This window comes from Streptomyces xiamenensis (assembly GCF_000993785.3).
Lineage (GTDB): Bacteria > Actinomycetota > Actinomycetes > Streptomycetales > Streptomycetaceae > Streptomyces > Streptomyces xiamenensis.
This window is the reverse complement of sequence record NZ_CP009922.3, coordinates 3,969,132-3,984,956: the sequence shown is the minus strand read 5'-3', so window position 1 is coordinate 3,984,956 and position 15,825 is coordinate 3,969,132. Positions and strand designations below refer to the sequence as shown.

Sequence of the window (15,825 nt, the reverse complement as noted above, 5' to 3'; positions counted from 1 at the left end):
GGGGGCCGGAGGCGGGAGGCGTGGGGCGCCATCGAACGGTAAACAGCGGACCACATCACTCTCAGCCCCCGGATGCCTCACCGAGAGTCACCGGAATCCGCAGCTCCTCCGCGTCCCGCTCCACGGTGAGGACGAGTTCGTCGCCCGGCCGGTGGCTGCGGATCTTGACGATCAGCTCGTCGCCGCTGCGGACCCGCTCGCCGTTGACGGCGGTGATCACATCGCCCTCCCGGAGCCCGGCGCGGTCCCCGGGACCGCCGGGCTCGACGGCGATGCCGCCGTCGTTGCCGGCCGCGGTGCCGACCTTGGCACCGGTGCCCCGGTAGCTGAGGTCGAGCGTCACCCCGATGACGGGGTGGGTGGCCCGGCCGGTGTTGATCAGCTGCTCGGCGATGTCCTTGCCCTGGTTGATCGGTATGGCGAACCCGAGCCCGACGCTGCCGGCCTGGCCACCGTCCGCGCCCATCGGTTCCGGGGCGCGGATCGCGCTGTTGATCCCGATGACGTGGCCGTTGAGATCGACGAGCGGGCCGCCGGAGTTCCCCGGGTTGATGGGGGCGTCGGTCTGCAGGGCGTTCACGTACGACACGTCGGAGCCGTCGGACTCCTCGCCCCCGGCGGTGATCGGCCGGTTCACGGCGCTGATGATGCCGGAGGTGACGGTGCCCGCCAGATCGAAGGGGGCGCCGATGGCGACCACCGGGTCACCGACCCGGACGCCGTCGGAGTCGCCCAGCGGCAGCGGGGTCAGCCCGGAGACGCCGGTGACCTTCACCACGGCCAGGTCGTAGCCGGCGTCCTGGCCGACGATCTCGGCACTCGCGGTGTCACCGCTGTGGAAGGTGACCTGTATCGCGCCGTTGCGGCCGGCCGCGGGGCGCACCACGTGCGCGTTGGTGAGGATGTGGCCCCGATCGTCGAGGACGAAGCCGGTCCCGGTCCCGGCGGCGCCGCCGCCCTGGACGTGCAGGGTGACCACACCGGGGAGGGCGGCCTCGGCGATCCCGGCGATGCTTCCGGCGGGCGCGGACCCGCGCTCGGACCCCGCCTGCGGCAGGCGCACCGCGCTGAACTGGCCCTCGCGTTCGAGGTACACCCCGACGCCGCCGCCGATGAGGCCCGCGACGAGCGCGATGACGACCGCCCCGAACACGAGCGTGCCGCGGCGCGGCCGGGTGGCGTCGGCGGTGTCGGCCGCTTCAGCGGCGGCGGGAGCGGAGACGCCCCACGGGTCGTACCGCCGCAGCCCGTCACCGGGCGGCGCCTGCGGATAGCTGCCGGGGGCACCGGGGGTGCCGGGGGTGCCGGCCTGACCGGCGGGGAGGTGGGCGTCGCCGTCCTGGGTACCCGCCGGTCCCGGCCCGGTCCCGGCGGCACCGCTGTGCCCGTACCCACCCGGCGCGGGCGCGGGGCCGTAGCCGTAGCCACCCCCGGTGGGGGTGCCTTGCGGTGGCGTGGTCCCACCGGTGCCGGGCGCGGGCGTTCCGGCCGCCGGGGTCTGCCCCGCCGGGGCCGCCGGACCGGCGCCGTAGCCGTGTCCCGCCGCGGAGGGTGTCCCGGGCGGCGGGGTCTGCCCCGCTGGGGCGCCGCGCCCGGGGCCGTGGGCGCCCGCGTCGGCCGCCGGGGGCTGACCGCCGCTCGGGCCGGGCGGCGGGCCGAAGCCGTCGGCGGGTGACGGCGTGCCGGGGTGCTCGTGCGCCTGCGCGCCGGTGGTCGCGGGGCCCGGCGTGCCCGCCGGGGGTGTGGCGGCGCTCGCGGCGGGCGGCTCGGGCGGGCGCGTCGTCGTGCCCGTGGCGGGTGTGTGCTTCGTCAGCCCCACCCCGGCCGGCCGGCTCGCGGGCGGCGGGCTCGCGGGCGGCGGCGGTGCCTGGGGCGCGGGGGCGCTCGCCCCAGGCGGCATCGCCGTGCCCGACGCCGGGGTACCGGTCGGGGTGCCCGACGCGGGGGTGGGGTGCTGGACGGGAGGCGCCGGGGCCCAGGGGCCGGGCTGCCCGTAGGGGGGCGTCCCGTACGGGTCCTGACCGCTCTCGTCCTCCGGGCCCCACGACGTGCTGCCCTGCCCTGTGTCCATCGCAGTCCCCATCGTGTCCGCACCGCCAAGTTCCGGCAATGGATTCAACCAGGTCCGTCCGGCGGATTCAGCGCGGGCTCACTGCTCCGAGCGCGGTGGTCGGTGAAGGTCCTGGGGAGGCGGCGAGGGGCCAGACGATCGGTTCGGTGTTCCACAACGGTATGGGGTACTGCTGGCCGCTCAGGGCGACCGGCCCCAGCGCCCCCGACAGCACCGGGCCCGGTGCTCCCACCGTGCGGGAGCCGGGGGCCTCCACGGTCTGCTCGGTGTCCCCCTCCGCCACCCGGCCGGAGGTGCGGGCGGTGGCCATGGCCGCGGTCGTACCGGCGGAGGACGGGTGGGCCGTGCCCGGGGAGCCCGCCGTGGGAGGGGTGCCGAGACCGGCGCTGCTGACGGCACCCGCGATGGCGAGGGCCGCCACCGAGACCGCTCCCGCCGCCGCGAAGGCGAAACGGTGGCCCGAGGACGGCCGGCTGTCGCGCGCCGTCGCACGGGCGGCGCGGGCCGGCTGGTGGATGCGGAAGCCCCGGTCGGGGCCGAGCCCCGATCTGCTGAGCAGCGATTCGCCGTCCGCTCCCCCGGGCAGCGCGGAACCGCGGCCCAGGCCGAAGGGCCCGGGCCGCGGTCCTGCCGAAGCGCCGGGCGGGCCCGGCGGCGCGGACCCCGTACCCGCCACGCCCGCGGCGGGCAGGCCCTGGAGCCGTGCCAGCAGCCCGGAGGACAGGGTGGGCAGCGGGCTCTCGGCGAACACGCTCTTGAGCCGGCGCTGCGCGTCGGCCTCCGCCTTGCAGTCGGCACAGGTGGCCAGGTGCGCGAGCACCCGGTCCCGGCTGTCGTGGGACAGCTCTCCGTCGATCAGCGCGGCCAGGCTCTCCCCGAGATGGCGATCCGCCTGGCCCGCGCCCGGTTCCGGCGCGACGCTCACTCCGCCGCACCCCCGGCGGCCAGCGCGGGCTCCGGCTCGGGCGCCCGTACCGCCTTGCCACGCGGCGAACGGTGCTTGAGCGCCTTGCGCAGGTGCGAACGCCCCCGGTGGATACGGCTGCGGACCGTCCCGAGCTTCACGCCCAGCGTGGTGGCGATCTCCTCGTAGCTGAGACCCTCGATGTCGCACAGCACCACCGCGGCCCGGAAGTCCGGGGCCAGCGTGTCGAGCGCCTGCTGGACGTCCGCGTCGAAGTGGGTGTCGTGGAAGTGCTGCTGCGGGGTGGGCTCGCGGCTGGGCAGCCGCTCGGCGGCGTCGTCGCCCAGTGCGTCGAAGCGGATCCGCTGCTTGCGGCGGACCATGTCCAGGAAGAGGTTCGTGGTGATCCGGTGCAGCCACCCCTCGAACGTGCCGGGGGTGTACGTGGAGAGCGAACGGAATACCCGCACGAAGACCTCCTGGGTGAGGTCCTCCGCGTCGTGCTGGTTACCGGTGAGCCGGTAGGCGAGCCGGTAGACGCGGGCACTGTGGGTACTGACGATCTCGTCCCAGCTGGGCGGTGCCCAGGTCTGGCCGTCGGGCCCCGCACTGAAGGTCGCGGTGGCGGCGGGGGCGCCGTCAGCGGATCCGGTGTCGGCGTGAGCTCCGTCAACGATGTCAGTCACAGAATTCGGCCCGCCGGAAGAGCGCCGGAAGCGTTTGAGCACTCCCCTGCCCTCAGACGCGGCCGCACCTCCCCTGTCGGCTCTGGTGGTGTCCAGTGGAGTGCCTACCATAGCCACCTCGCCCGTTAACTCCGGATAAGTATTTATGACCGGCTTTCGGCCACACGTCCGCCGAACCCCTGCGAGAGATCAAACGTCCGGACCGCCGATCCGGTTCCCGCCCGGAGTCGCTACAGTCAAAGCGCGCGAAAGACGGGGGACAGGAGAAGGCCATTACCGGCAACCGGCTGACGAGCTGGGCGTTCGCTGAGGCGTACGGGTCTCCGGACGCCGAGAGCCCCGAGGGGACCGCTCTGCGCTGGGCCCACGACCGGTCGGTAGAGGGTGGAGTACGGCCCGTTTCCCCGGGTGCGGGCGACACCCTGCGGCTGCTCGCCGCGGCCTGCGGGGCCCGCGCGGTGGTGGAGATCGGCACCGGCACCGGGGTCTCCGGCATCCATCTTCTCCAGGGGATGCGCCCGGACGGCGTGCTGACCACCGTGGACATCGAGCCCGAGCGGCTCCAGTTCGCGCGCCAGGCGTTCCGTACGGCCGGGTTCGCCGCGAACCGGGCACGCTTCATCCCCGGGCACGCCCTGGATGTACTGCCGCGGCTCACCGACGGCGGCTACGACCTGGTGTTCTGCGACGCGGACCGGCTCGAGTACCTCGCCTACCTCGCAGAATCGTTGCGGCTCCTGCGCCCCGGAGGGCTGGTCTGCTTCGCGGGGGTCTTCGCCGGCGGCCGGACCGTCGGCTCGGGGCCGCAGCCCACCGAGGTGCTCAAGCTGCGCGAGCTGCTGCGCGCGGTGCGGGAGAGCGAGGAGCTCATGCCCGCGCTGCTGCCGGCCGGCGACGGCCTGCTGTGCGCCGCCCGCAGATGACCCCCCTGCGGTGGATCACGCACAGTGCGTGAACACCAGCGCTGCCCCGGACCGTCACCGGCCGGGGCAGCGCCAAAGGATGTACAGCACGTGGTGCTCGCCGGCTCAGCCGGTCACCTTCTTCAGCTCCTCATCGAGAGCGACCGCTTCGTCCGGGGTCAGCTCGACAACGAGCCGGCCGCCGCCTTCGAGCGGGACGCGCATGATGATGCCCCGCCCCTCCTTGGTCACCTCGAGCGGGCCATCGCCCGTCCGCGGCTTCATGGCCGCCATGCTCGTTCCCCTTCCTGAAACCGCTACATCGCAGCCGACAACCCGAGCGTCACCGGCATCGAACACATTGCTTCTCGGCCATTATCCCGCATCGAGTGACCCTCTGACCAACATCGGAGGATCTCCCTTCGGCAACGCATACTCACATATCCGCCCAATTCGGCATCAGGGGCCGGGGATCGCCTCCCTATGCTGTGCAGCATGGCCGACACTGTGCTCTACCACGTCACCGAGAGTCTCGCGACCATTACGCTGAACCGTCCCGAGGCGATGAACGCCCTTGATCTCGTCACCAAGGAGGCCCTGCGCGACGCCCTGCGCACGGCCGCCGCGGAACCCGCCGTACGGGCGGTTCTGCTCACCGGGAACGGCCGCGCGTTCTGCGTGGGCCAGGATCTGAAGGAACACATCGGGATTCTGCGGAACACCGGCCCCGACGCGCCCCCCATGAACACCGTCACCGAGCATTACAACCCCATCACCGAAGCCATCACGGACATGCCCAAACCCGTGCTGGCCGCGGTGAACGGCGTGGCGGCCGGCGCCGGATTCGGATTCGCGCTCGCCGCCGACTACCGGCTGGTCGCCGAGAGCGCGTCCTTCAACACCTCCTTCGCCCAGGTCGGACTCGGCGCCGACTCCGGTCTCTCCTGGACCCTGCCGCGCCTCGTGGGCCCGGGCCGGGCCGCCGATCTGCTGCTCTTCCCGCGTTCCATCGACGCCGCGGAGGCGCTGCGCCTGGGCATCGCCCAACGCGTGGTGCCCGACGCCGAATTCGCGGACGAGGCCCGGAAACTGGCCCACCGGCTCGCCGAGGGCCCCACCCTCGCCTACGCCGCGATCAAGTCGGCGCTGGCACGCGGCGCCACCCACACCCTGCCGCAGTCGCTGGCCCACGAGGCCGAGTTGCAGCAGCGCGCCGGGGCGTCCGCCGATCACCGCGCCGCCGTGGCCGCCTTCGTCGCCAAGGAACGGCCCCGCTTCCGGGGCGAGTGACCGCGCGGCCCTCAGGCCCCCGGCTCCGCCTCGGCGCCGGCCGGGGGCCGGCCGTCCTCGCGCACCCGTCCCAGTTCGTACTCCAGCGCCGCGATCCGCGCGTCCCGCTCGGCCAGTTCGGCCGCGAGCCGGTCCAGTACGTCGTCGGTCTCCGCCATCCGGTAGCCGCGTGCCGCCACCGGCAGCCGTACCGCCACCACGTCCGCCGCGCTCAGCGGCCGGTCCACCGGCAGCGGATCGTCCGCCCGGTCCGGCTGCGCCTCCGGCAGCCCACCCGTCACCGGCCCGCCCGAGCCGTCCCCACTGCCCAGCACCGCCAGCGCGACCGCCGCGACGACCGCCACCATGGCCGCCATCAGAAACCAGAACACCGCGCCCGACCGCCTCTCACTTGGGGGTACCGATCGTGCCATGCCCCGCCCGGGACAGGCGCCAGGTAGGTTCATGACGGAGTGGAACCGCCGCTCATGGGAGGGCTGACCCGACAATGCTGCGCCTGGGGAACCGAGAGTTCGCCGCCGACGAGCCGGTGATCATGGCGATCGTGAACCGTACGCCCGACTCCTTCTACGACCGGGGCGCCACCTTCGGCGACGGCCCCGCGCTGGAGCGGGTCGGCCAAGCGGTGGCCGAGGGCGCGGCGATCATCGACATCGGCGGAGTCAAGGCGGGCCCGGGTCAGGAAGTGGACGCGGCGGAGGAGATCCGGCGCACGGCCGGCTTCGTCGCCGAGGTGCGCCGCCGCCACCCGGACATCGTGATCAGCGTGGACACCTGGCGGCACGAGGTGGGCGAGGCGGTGTGCGCGGAGGGCGCCGACCTGCTCAACGACGCCTGGGGCGGGGTCGATCCGAAGCTGGCCGAGGTCGCCGCCCGGCACGGGGTGGGCCTGGTGTGCACCCACGCGGGCGGTGCCCAGCCGCGTACCCGCCCGCACCGGGTCACCTACGACGACGTCATGGCGGACATCCTGCGCACCACCGTGGGCCTGGCGGAGCGGGCGGTGGGGCTGGGGGTGCGGCGGGACGCCGTGCTCATCGACCCGGGGCACGACTTCGGGAAGTCCACCCGGCATTCGCTGGAGGCGACCCGGCGGCTGGAGGAGATGACGGCCACCGGCTGGCCGGTGCTGGTGTCGCTGTCCAACAAGGACTTCGTGGGCGAGACGCTCGACCGGCCGGTCAAGGAGCGGCTGATCGGGACGCTGGCCACCACGGCGGTGTCCGCCTGGCTGGGGGCCCGCGTCTACCGGGTGCACGAAGTCGCCGAGACCCGGCAGGTGCTGGAGATGGTGGCCTCGATCGCCGGCCACCGGCCCCCGGCGGTCGCCCGCCGCGGGCTGGCGTAGCCGGTGCGCGGCGCGGTGGCCGCTACGGCTTGGTGACCAGGGCGATCGCCTCGTCCTCGTCGTCCGTGACGTGGAAGAGGTCGAGGTCCTTCTCGGACGCCTTGCCGCCGGCGATCATGGTGTGGCGCAGCCAGTCGGCGAGGCCCTGCCAGTAGTCGCGGCCCACCAGCACGATGGGGAAGCGGGTCACCTTCTGGGTCTGGACGAGGGTGAGCGCCTCGAACAGCTCGTCCATCGTGCCCATGCCGCCGGGCAGCACCAGGAAGCCCTGGGCGTACTTCACGAACATCGTCTTGCGGACGAAGAAGTAGCGGAAGTTGACGCCGATGTTCACGTACTCGTTGAGCCCTTGCTCGAAGGGCAGTTCGATGCCGAGGCCGACGGAGACCCCGCCGTGCTCGGCGGCGCCCTTGTTGGCGGCCTCCATCGCGCCGGGGCCGCCGCCGGTGACCACCGCGAAGCCTGCCTCGGCGAGCCCGCGCCCGATGCGCACCCCGGCCTCGTACTCGGGCGATCCGGGCGGCGTCCTGGCCGATCCGAAGACGCTGACGGCGGGGCCGAGTTCGGCCAGCGCGCCGAAGCCCTCGACGAACTCGGACTGGATGCGCAGCACCCGCCACGGGTCTCCGTGCACCCAGTCGGAGGGGCCACGGGTGTCCAGCAGCCGCTGGTCGGCCGTCCCGGGCACCACCTGTTCGCGGCGGCGCACCACCGGGCCCAGGCGCTGCTCACGGCGGCCGTCGATGGCCGGCCGGGACTCCGGGCTGCTGCTCATGCGTTGCTCCTTACGACGATCCGTACTCCTCACTCAGCGTACGGTCAAATTCTCGGCCCTGAAGGGACCGAGCTTGTCACCCGGTCCTGTGGGGCTGGGATTGCAGGTGGAGCGCGGCTGGCTGCCGCGTTGGTCCCCTGCGTCCGGTGCGGCGTCAGGCCGTACTGGGGCGTTTGACAGCGCCCCGCTGCCACGCGGCATCGCCCCGGTGGGCGATGTTGCGGGAGCCGTTGTGGTCCGCGTGCAAGATCACTCCGCAGGAGCGGCAGGCGAACCGTGCTTGGTCGATCCGGTTGGACCGGTGGGTGTGCCAGCACCGCGAGCACTGCCGGGAGGTGTTGCGCGGGTCCACACGGACCACGGGCACACCTGCCCGGCGGGCCTTGTACTCGACGAAGGCGCCGAGCTGGGCGAACGCCCAGGAGTGCAGTCGTGCCCGCTGGTCTTTCCTGGCCGTAACCCTCGCCCGGATGCCGCCCAGGTCTTCCAGGGCGATCCCGCGCGAGGTGCGTTCAGCGGTGGCGACGAGCTTCTTGGCGATGATGTGATTGGTGTTCGCGGAGTGGCGGGCCTCGCGGCGGCGGATGCGCTTCAGCACCCGCTTCGCACTCTTGGTGCGCTTGGCCTGGAGCTTGCGGCGCAGTTCCAGGTGCCGTTTCCGGTAGCGGTTGAGGCGGCGTCCGGCCATGATCTCGCCATCCGAGGTGGTGGCGATGTTGACGATCCCCAAATCCACCCCCAGCCAACCGGCCGGCTCGTACGGGTCGGGTTCGGGGATGTCGATGGTGGCGATCAGGAAGAACATGCCGTCTCGCATCACCAGATCGGACTCGCCCTTGCACGAGGCCAGCAGCTTCATCGCCTCGGGCGAGCAGACGAACGGGATGCCCTTGATCCGCCCGGCCAGCGTCCAGATCGACACGGTGCGCTGATCAAGGTTCCACGTCAGGATCCGGTCATCGAACGGCTGCGCCGCGTCCTCACGGAACCGGATCGGCTTCGACTCCACCTTGAGACGGCGCTTCGACCCTTCCGGACCGTAGTTCCCGGCCTTCAGGTTCGCCCTCAGCGTCGCGTACGCGTCGCACACCTTCTTCACGACGCGTACAGCGGGCTGCGCCCCAAGGTCGAAGTCGGCCCGCAACGCGTAATAGACCTTCTCCTGCAACACATCGCGCCGCTTGAGATCCTTCGCGAACGCCACCTCGGACGCCCGGTTCGCCGCCCGGTTACACGCACGCAACGTCGCCGCCAACGCGTCCACGTCATACGCGGACGCGGGCAGCAACTTCACCTGCGCCACAACCTTCACACAAAAAACGCTAATACCGAAAGTGACTGCACGTCAACTCAGCGTCCCTGCTCGCGAAGAGGACTCCACCACTGCGCGGCTCGGCCCAAAAGAAGCCATTCGCCCCCGCAAGCGGGAGGTACCCCCGCCCAGGGCTGAAGCCCCAGGCTTCCTGGCTAGATCGCGGTGAAGCGCCGATGAAAGGCGCGGGACAGTGCATTACCTCGGCTGTCACCTGCCGTTACGCGCCGAGCCAGGCGCGCAGCCGCTCCTCGCAGCGGGTGATCAGCGCGGTGTCCACCCGTTCGTCGCGGCGGTGCGCCAGGCTGGCCTCGCCGGGGCCGTAGTTGACCGCGGGGATGCCGAGCGCGCTGAACCGGGAGACGTCCGTCCAGCCGAACTTGGGCCGGGCCTCGCCGCCGACGGCCGCCATGAACGCCCGGGCGGCCGGGTGGGAGAGTCCGGGCAGGGCGCCGGGGGCGTGGTCGGTGACCTCGATGTCCAGGGCGCCGCAGTCGGCGAAGACCTCGCGGACGTGGGCGATGGCCTGGTCCTCGCTGCGGTCGGGGGCGTAGCGGTAGTTCACGGTGACGACGCAGGCGTCGGGGATGACGTTGCCGGCGACGCCGCCCTCGATGCCGACGGCGTTGAGGCCCTCGTGGTACTCCAGGCCGTCGATGACCGGGCGGCGCGGCTCGTAGGCGGCGAGGGCGGCCAGCACGGGGGCGGCGGCGTGGATGGCGTTGGAGCCCATCCAGGAGCGGGCGGAGTGGGCGCGCACGCCGGGCAGCTTCACCTGGACGCGCAGGGTGCCCTGGCAGCCGCCCTCGACCTCACCGGTGGAGGGCTCCAGCAGGACGGCGAAGTCGGCGGCCAGCCACTCGGGGTGGACGGCGGCGAGGTGCCGCAGGCCGTTGCGCTCGGACTCGACCTCCTCGTTGTCGTAGAAGACGAAGGTGAGATCGCGGTTGGGCGCGGGCACGGTGGCGGCGATGCGCAGCTGGACGGCGACGCCGGCCTTCATGTCGGTGGTGCCGCAACCCCACAGCAGCCCTTCCTCGTCCAGCCGGGAGGGCAGGTTGCCGGCGATCGGCACGGTGTCGAGGTGGCCGGCGAGCAGGACGCGTTCGGCGCGGCCGGCGTCGGTGCGGGCGACGACATTGTTGCCGTAGCGGTCCACCCGCAGGTGCGGCAGTGCGCGCAGGGCGCTTTCGACGGCGTCGGCCAGGGACTTCTCCGAACCGCTCACCGAGGGGATGTCCACGAGCTGGGCGGTGAGAGCGGGGGCGTCGAGAGCGAGATCAAGTGCGGGTGGTTCCATGCGGACGAGGGTACCGGTGGGTGATCCGGCGGTGACGAGACCCGTTACCGTATGCGCGTGCCCGAACCCACCGCTTCTTCCCGACGTCGCAGGCTGGTCCGCGGCGGGTCCGCCGTCCTGGTGCTGTCGGCCGTGGCCGGCTATGGCGTGATCCAGTACACGTCCTCGCCCGGCCCGGCCCAGCCCCCGCACTGCACGGTGGCGGGCGAGGGGGAGACCGCCTCGTTCACCATGCGCCCGCAGCAGGCCGCGAACGCCGCCACGATCCAGGCCGTCGGCACCGCGCGCGGCCTGCCGGAGCGGGCGATCACGATAGCGATCGCGACCGCGATGCAGGAGTCCAGTCTCTACAACATCGACTACGGGGACCGGGATTCGGTGGGTCTGTTCCAGCAGCGCCCCAGCCAGGGCTGGGGCACGGTGGAGGAGATCATGGATCCGGTGTACTCGGCCGGGCAGTTCTACGACCACCTGGTCGAGATCCCGGACTATCTGACGAAGCCGCTGACCGTGGCCGCGCAGGAGGTGCAGCGCAGTGCCTTCCCCGACGAGTACGCGAAGCACGAGCCGCGGGCGGCGCTGCTGGCCGCCGCGTTCACCGGCCGTTCGCCGGCCGCGCTGAACTGCACGGTGGGCGAGGAGGGGGTGTCCCCCTTCCCGCCCGTGGAGGTGGGGGACCGGATCCGGGCGGAGTTCGGCGATCAGGTGCCGGTCGGCGGGGACGGCGAGCTGGTGACGGTGGGCCTCGCCCCGGTGGAGAACACGCAGCGCGGCTGGGAGCTGGCGCACTGGTCGGTGGCGCACGCGGCCGAGCTGGGGATCGAGCGGATCGAGCTGGGCAACCGGGTGTGGGAGGCCAAGCGGTCCACGGAGGGCTGGCGGGAGGCCGAGGAGCGTTCGGACACGGCTCTGGAGGGGGGCGGGGGCGCCCGTACCGGCGACGAGCTGGTGCTGAGCATTCTGCCCGGTCCGCCTGCGGCGGAGGGGGCGCCGGAGACCTCGGGGACCCCGGGGTCCGGGGCGGAGACGTCGGAGACGGAATGACCGGGTGACGGACGGGCCCCGCCGGGGTCCGGCCGTTCGCCGTCCCGCACACCTGCGTAACTTTACCTTCCGGATGGTAAAGTTATGAGCATGCGACCCAGCTCCCGCCATCTGATCCTGGACGCCGCCATCCGTGTCACCGAGCGCGACGGCATCACGGGCCTGACCCTGGACGCCGCCGCCCGCGAGGCCGGGGTGACCAAGGCCGGCCTGATGTACCACTTCCCCAGCCGCGAAGAACTGCTGATCGCCATCCAGAAACACCTGATCACGCAGTGGGAGGAGCGGCTGGCGGACACCCTCGGCAAGCCGCAGGCACAGGCGACCACCCGGGAGACCACCGTCGCCTACACCATCGAGGGCGCGGCTCACACCGCCAGCAAGGCCGACCTGACCTTCATGCTCGAATCCGTGGCCCAGCCCGCGCTCTCCCAGCTGTGGGACGAACTCATGCACCGCTGGGCACCGCTGCCCGAGCACGTGGAGGACCCGGCGGACCTCGATCTGCTGCTGGCCCGGATGGCGTCCGACGGCATGTGGCTGTACGAGGCCACCACCGGCGCCGCGCTGCCCGCCCCCCTGAAGGCGGCCCTGCTGCGGCGGATCACCGAGCTGAGCGACCCCGCCGCCGGCTGACCGCCACCCCCTGCGGGACCCCCGTACCAACCGAGAACGACAGGAGAACGACGTGCACAGCGCCAAGCGCTGGTGGATGCTGGTGACCGTATCGGCGGGACTGCTGCTGATCGCGGTGGACATGACCGTCCTGTACACCGCTCTGCCGACGCTGACCGAAGAACTGTCGGCCGATGCCTCCCAGAAGCTGTGGATCATCAACGCCTACCCCCTGGTGATGGCCGGCCTGCTGCTGGGGGCCGGCACCCTGGGCGACCGCATCGGCCACAAGCGGATGTTCCTGATCGGCCTGGTCCTGTTCGGCACGGCCTCCGTCCTGGCCGCCTTCGCGCCCAACGCCGCGGTCCTGATCGGCGCCCGCGCCTTCCTGGCGGTCGGCGCCGCCGCGATGATGCCCGCCACCCTCTCCCTCATCCGCATCACCTTCGAGGACGAGCGCGAACGCGGCATCGCCATCGGCGTGTGGGGCACCATGTCCGTCTTCGGCATGGCGCTCGGCCCGATCGTGGGCGGGCTGCTGCTGGAGCACTTCTGGTGGGGCTCGGTCTTCCTGATCAACGTCCCCGTGGTGCTGATCGCCCTGGTGGCCGCCGCCTTCCTCGCTCCGGGCGGCTCCGGCAACCCGGACAAGCCCTGGGATCTGCTCGCCTCCACCCAGATCATGGTCGGTCTGGTCGGCGTCGTGTACGCGATCAAGGAGATCACCAAGCCGGACCCGCAGCCGCTGCACGTCGTGCTCGCCCTGCTGGCCGCCACCGTCGGCCTCCTGCTGTTCGTCCGCCGACAGCGCGGCATGGCGCACCCGCTGATCGACTTCGCCCTGCTGCGCGACCCGCGCATCATGGCCGGCATCGCGGCGGCCGCTCTGGCGATGTTCGCGGACGCCGGGATCCAGCTGGTGCTCACCCAGCGCCTTCAGCTCGTCCTCGGCCTCACCCCGTTGGAGGCCGGGGTGCTGGTGGCGGCCCTGGCCGTGGGCGCGCTGCCCGCCGGCATCATCGGCGGCGCCGTGCTGCACCGGGTCGGCACCCGTCCGCTGATCGTCGGCGGACTGCTCCTCACCGGCGCCGGTGCCCTGCTGACCCTCACCCTGACCCCCGAGATGGTGCCGTTCCTGTCCCTGCACCCGGACCACTCGGCCTGGATCGCGCCCGGTCTCGTGGTGGTGGGCGCCGGATCGGGTCTGGCGATGACCGCCGCCTCGGCCGCCATCATCGGCAACGCCCCCGCGCACCGGGCCGGCATGGCCGCCTCCGTCGAGGAAGTCTCCTACGAGCTGGGCTCGCTGTCCGGCGTCGCGATCCTGGGCAGCATGCTCAGCGCGCTGTACACCGCGACCGTACGGCTGCCCGCCGACGCCCCGGACTCCGCGCGCGAGGGCCTGGACCAGGCCATCGCCGCCGCCGGTGAACTCCCGGACGGCACAACGGCCGGCGCGCTGCTGTCGGCGGCCCACCAGGCTTTCGACCATGGCTATACGGCGACCCTCCTCATCGCTACGGTGGTCCTGGTGGGCGGCGCCGCCCTCACCGCCCGGCTGCTGTCCCGGCCCGCCCCGACCCTCAGCACGACCGAGATACTCGACGGCGAACTGGCCGGAACGACCGGGCACCTGGTCACGAAGGGGGACCCCGCGGAGTGAGCCTCAGTCTCCTCCTGCTCACGGCCACCGCCCTGAGCGCCGCGGTGCTGCTGCCGCGTGCGCTGACCCGTGCCACCTGGCCGGGCCGGGAACCGGTGGTGGCCCTGTGGGTGTGGCAATGCCTGGTCGGCACCGTGCTGTTGTGCTGCCTGGCGGCGCTGCTGCTGGGCGCGGCGGCCGTGTTCGACACCGTACGGGCGCAGGTGTTCGCCCCCGCGCCCGAGGCCGTCACCGCCGCGTACGACCTGCACGAGGTCTCCACCTGGACGGCCGCCCTCACCCTGCTGCTGGCCTGCGGCGCGGCCTGGACCGCCGCCATGCTGGCCCGCGAGATCACCGACGCCTACCGGCTACGGGCGGTGCGCCGCGCCCGGCTGCGCGAGCGCGCCCCCGATCTCCCGGCCGAGCTGCTGCCCGCCGCGCCCGGTCCGCTCCTGGTGCTGGAGGACGAGTACCCGGACGCCTGGTGGCTGCCCGGCACCGGCCAGCTGGTGATCACCACGGGGGCGCTGCGGCGGCTCACCGGGCGGCGGCTCGACGCCGTGCTCGCCCATGAACGCGGTCACGCCAGGGCCCGGCACGACTGGCTGCTCCAGTTGTCCAGTGCCCTGGCGAGCGGCTTCCCGCGGGTTCCGCTGTTCGCGCACTTCTGCGAGCAGACCCACCGGCTGGTCGAGCTCGCCGCCGACGACACCGCCTCACGCCGCTGCGGGCACCTCGACACGGCGCTGGCCCTGATCGAACTGAATGAGCACCGGGGCGTCCTGTCCTGCGCGTCCAGCCGACGGCAGCTCGGCGATCGGGTGGCACGGCTGCTCGAACCGCCCGTACGGCTGACCCCCGCACGGCGTCGTACAGCCGCCACGGCGGCGGGCCTCGCGCCCTTACTGCCGCTGCTGATCACCTTCGGCCCGGGCCTGTTCGCCCTGGCCACGCTGCAATAACCCGCTGCTGAAGCGTTTTTGCACCGAAATGATCATGCGACGCATTAACAATCCTTTACCTGGCGAGACCGCAACCTCCAAGCCCTTCCAAGCGATAGGCACGGCAACGCACCACAACGCACCACTTCTCGCCAGAAGGAGCATCATGTCCAACCCCCTCCAGCGCCGTGTGACCAAGGCCGCGATCGTCCTCGCGGCGGCCGCTCCCCTCGTCGGCGCCGCCGGCCAGGCCAGCGCCCTGGGGCTGCCCACCAACGGGGAACTGAACGGGATCACCAACCTGGACCCGGCCACCCTGGGCAACACGGTCGAGGGCGTCACCAAGACCGCGGGCGGGCTGACCGGCGAGGAGAACCGTACGCTCCCGGCCCTCGGCGAGACCGCCAACACCGCCATCCAGGGCACCGTCCCGGCCGCCCAGCAGGTCGTTGGCGAGCTGGCCGCCGAGGTCGCCACCGAGGGCGCCGGCGCGCTCGGCAAGACCCTCACCTCCGCCGCCCCGGTCAACCCCACCTCCGCCACCCAGCTGCTCGGCGGCCTGCCCATCGGCTGACCCGGCTCCCGACGCACACCTGAGCCCCCGGGGTATCTCCCGCCCCGGGGGCTCACGGCTGTGCTCACAACCCGGTACGGCCGCCGAGCGTCAGCTCGATCTCGCTGCCCGCCCGGCGGACCTCCCGGATCACCCAGGTACGGCCGTCGATCTCGGTGCCGGCGCCGGTGGTGTGCGCCTGGACCGTGAGCGCGGGGCCCATCGGGTCACCGGTGCGCAGCTCCGCCTCGGTGACCACATCGTCGGAGAACCGCAGCATCAGATCCAGCGGCCGCGGGAGCGCCGCGAAGGCCCTGGCGTCGGGGAGACCCTGGACGCGGCAGCGCGCGCCGGGGAAGAGGTGGGTGTGGCCGCACACGGCCAGGAAGGCATCCGGCTGGGACATGAGGGCTCCCCGGAAGGCGTGGTGACGGGCAGG

General features: G+C 72.7%; 17 protein-coding genes. 8 read left to right on the top strand and 9 right to left on the bottom strand.

Annotated features, from left to right (window positions below; translation table 11 throughout):
* Positions 1-61: 61 nt before the first annotated feature.
* The 3 genes from SXIM_RS28210 to sigE all read right to left on the bottom strand — a co-directional run bounded on the left by SXIM_RS28210 (position 62) and on the right by sigE (position 3,772).
* A complete protein-coding gene (locus tag SXIM_RS28210; RefSeq protein WP_246156898.1) occupies positions 62-2,071 on the bottom strand; it encodes a trypsin-like peptidase domain-containing protein in 2,010 nt (669 codons plus the stop codon).
* A 67-nt stretch (positions 2,072-2,138) separates the two neighbouring features.
* Positions 2,139-2,996, bottom strand: a complete 858-nt coding sequence (locus tag SXIM_RS18500; protein ID WP_030737342.1) for an anti-sigma factor family protein — start codon at positions 2,994-2,996, stop codon at positions 2,139-2,141.
* The gene (gene sigE, locus SXIM_RS18495) at positions 2,993-3,772 is read right to left on the bottom strand and encodes an RNA polymerase sigma factor SigE (protein WP_078635783.1); all 780 of its coding nucleotides are present in this window, start codon (positions 3,770-3,772) and stop codon (positions 2,993-2,995) included. The genes SXIM_RS18500 and sigE overlap by 4 nt, the downstream gene beginning before the upstream one ends.
* 161 nt (positions 3,773-3,933) lie before the next feature.
* Here sigE and SXIM_RS18490 point away from each other — a divergent pair, with 161 nt between their 5' ends.
* Positions 3,934-4,584, top strand: coding sequence for an O-methyltransferase (locus tag SXIM_RS18490; protein WP_078635784.1), 651 nt, complete (start codon positions 3,934-3,936; stop codon positions 4,582-4,584).
* A gap of 105 nt (positions 4,585-4,689) precedes the next feature.
* On the opposite strand, the gene SXIM_RS18485 is transcribed toward SXIM_RS18490, so the two are convergent.
* Positions 4,690-4,857, bottom strand: coding sequence for a DUF3117 domain-containing protein (locus tag SXIM_RS18485; RefSeq protein ID WP_019434894.1), 168 nt, complete (start codon positions 4,855-4,857; stop codon positions 4,690-4,692).
* Between the two features lie 201 nt (positions 4,858-5,058).
* Between SXIM_RS18485 and SXIM_RS18480 the strand changes: the two genes are divergently transcribed.
* A complete protein-coding gene (locus tag SXIM_RS18480; protein WP_046725760.1) occupies positions 5,059-5,853 on the top strand; it encodes an enoyl-CoA hydratase/isomerase family protein in 795 nt (264 codons plus the stop codon).
* A gap of 11 nt (positions 5,854-5,864) precedes the next feature.
* Here SXIM_RS18480 and SXIM_RS18475 read toward each other — a convergent pair whose 3' ends face one another.
* On the bottom strand, positions 5,865-6,224 hold the full coding sequence (locus SXIM_RS18475; RefSeq protein ID WP_030737353.1) for a DivIVA domain-containing protein: 360 nt from the start codon (positions 6,222-6,224) through the stop codon (positions 5,865-5,867).
* A 116-nt stretch (positions 6,225-6,340) separates the two neighbouring features.
* On the opposite strand from SXIM_RS18475, the gene folP reads away from it, so the two are divergent.
* Positions 6,341-7,201: a dihydropteroate synthase gene (gene folP / locus SXIM_RS18470; RefSeq protein ID WP_030737355.1), complete on the top strand. Its 861-nt coding sequence runs from the start codon at positions 6,341-6,343 to the stop codon at positions 7,199-7,201.
* Between the two features lie 22 nt (positions 7,202-7,223).
* Here the strand turns inward: folP and SXIM_RS18465 are convergent, their stop codons facing one another.
* The 3 genes from SXIM_RS18465 to dapE form a co-directional block, all read right to left on the bottom strand.
* Complete coding sequence (locus tag SXIM_RS18465; protein ID WP_030737357.1) at positions 7,224-7,976, bottom strand: LOG family protein; 753 nt, start codon at positions 7,974-7,976, stop codon at positions 7,224-7,226.
* Between the two features lie 154 nt (positions 7,977-8,130).
* Positions 8,131-9,288, bottom strand: coding sequence for an RNA-guided endonuclease InsQ/TnpB family protein (locus tag SXIM_RS18460; RefSeq protein ID WP_043178516.1), 1,158 nt, complete (start codon positions 9,286-9,288; stop codon positions 8,131-8,133).
* Positions 9,289-9,508: 220 nt separating this feature from the next.
* The gene (dapE, locus tag SXIM_RS18455) at positions 9,509-10,588 is read right to left on the bottom strand and encodes a succinyl-diaminopimelate desuccinylase (RefSeq protein ID WP_046724704.1); all 1,080 of its coding nucleotides are present in this window, start codon (positions 10,586-10,588) and stop codon (positions 9,509-9,511) included.
* A gap of 51 nt (positions 10,589-10,639) precedes the next feature.
* Here dapE and SXIM_RS18450 point away from each other — a divergent pair, with 51 nt between their 5' ends.
* From SXIM_RS18450 to SXIM_RS18430, 5 genes are all read left to right on the top strand, one after another.
* Entirely contained in the window at positions 10,640-11,632 is a 993-nt protein-coding gene (locus SXIM_RS18450; protein ID WP_246156897.1) for a VldE C-terminal domain-containing protein, read from the top strand.
* 90 nt (positions 11,633-11,722) lie between these two features.
* On the top strand, positions 11,723-12,268 hold the full coding sequence (locus SXIM_RS18445) for a TetR/AcrR family transcriptional regulator (RefSeq protein ID WP_046725758.1): 546 nt from the start codon (positions 11,723-11,725) through the stop codon (positions 12,266-12,268).
* 52 nt (positions 12,269-12,320) lie between these two features.
* Entirely contained in the window at positions 12,321-13,910 is a 1,590-nt protein-coding gene (locus tag SXIM_RS18440) for an MFS transporter (protein WP_107073943.1), read from the top strand.
* A complete protein-coding gene (locus SXIM_RS18435; RefSeq protein WP_030737374.1) occupies positions 13,907-14,854 on the top strand; it encodes a M56 family metallopeptidase in 948 nt (315 codons plus the stop codon). The genes SXIM_RS18440 and SXIM_RS18435 overlap by 4 nt, the downstream gene beginning before the upstream one ends.
* 145 nt (positions 14,855-14,999) lie before the next feature.
* Entirely contained in the window at positions 15,000-15,407 is a 408-nt protein-coding gene (locus tag SXIM_RS18430; protein WP_019434884.1) for a hypothetical protein, read from the top strand.
* A gap of 64 nt (positions 15,408-15,471) precedes the next feature.
* Here SXIM_RS18430 and SXIM_RS18425 read toward each other — a convergent pair whose 3' ends face one another.
* On the bottom strand, positions 15,472-15,792 hold the full coding sequence (locus tag SXIM_RS18425; RefSeq protein ID WP_030737377.1) for a hypothetical protein: 321 nt from the start codon (positions 15,790-15,792) through the stop codon (positions 15,472-15,474).
* Positions 15,793-15,825 lie beyond the last annotated feature (33 nt).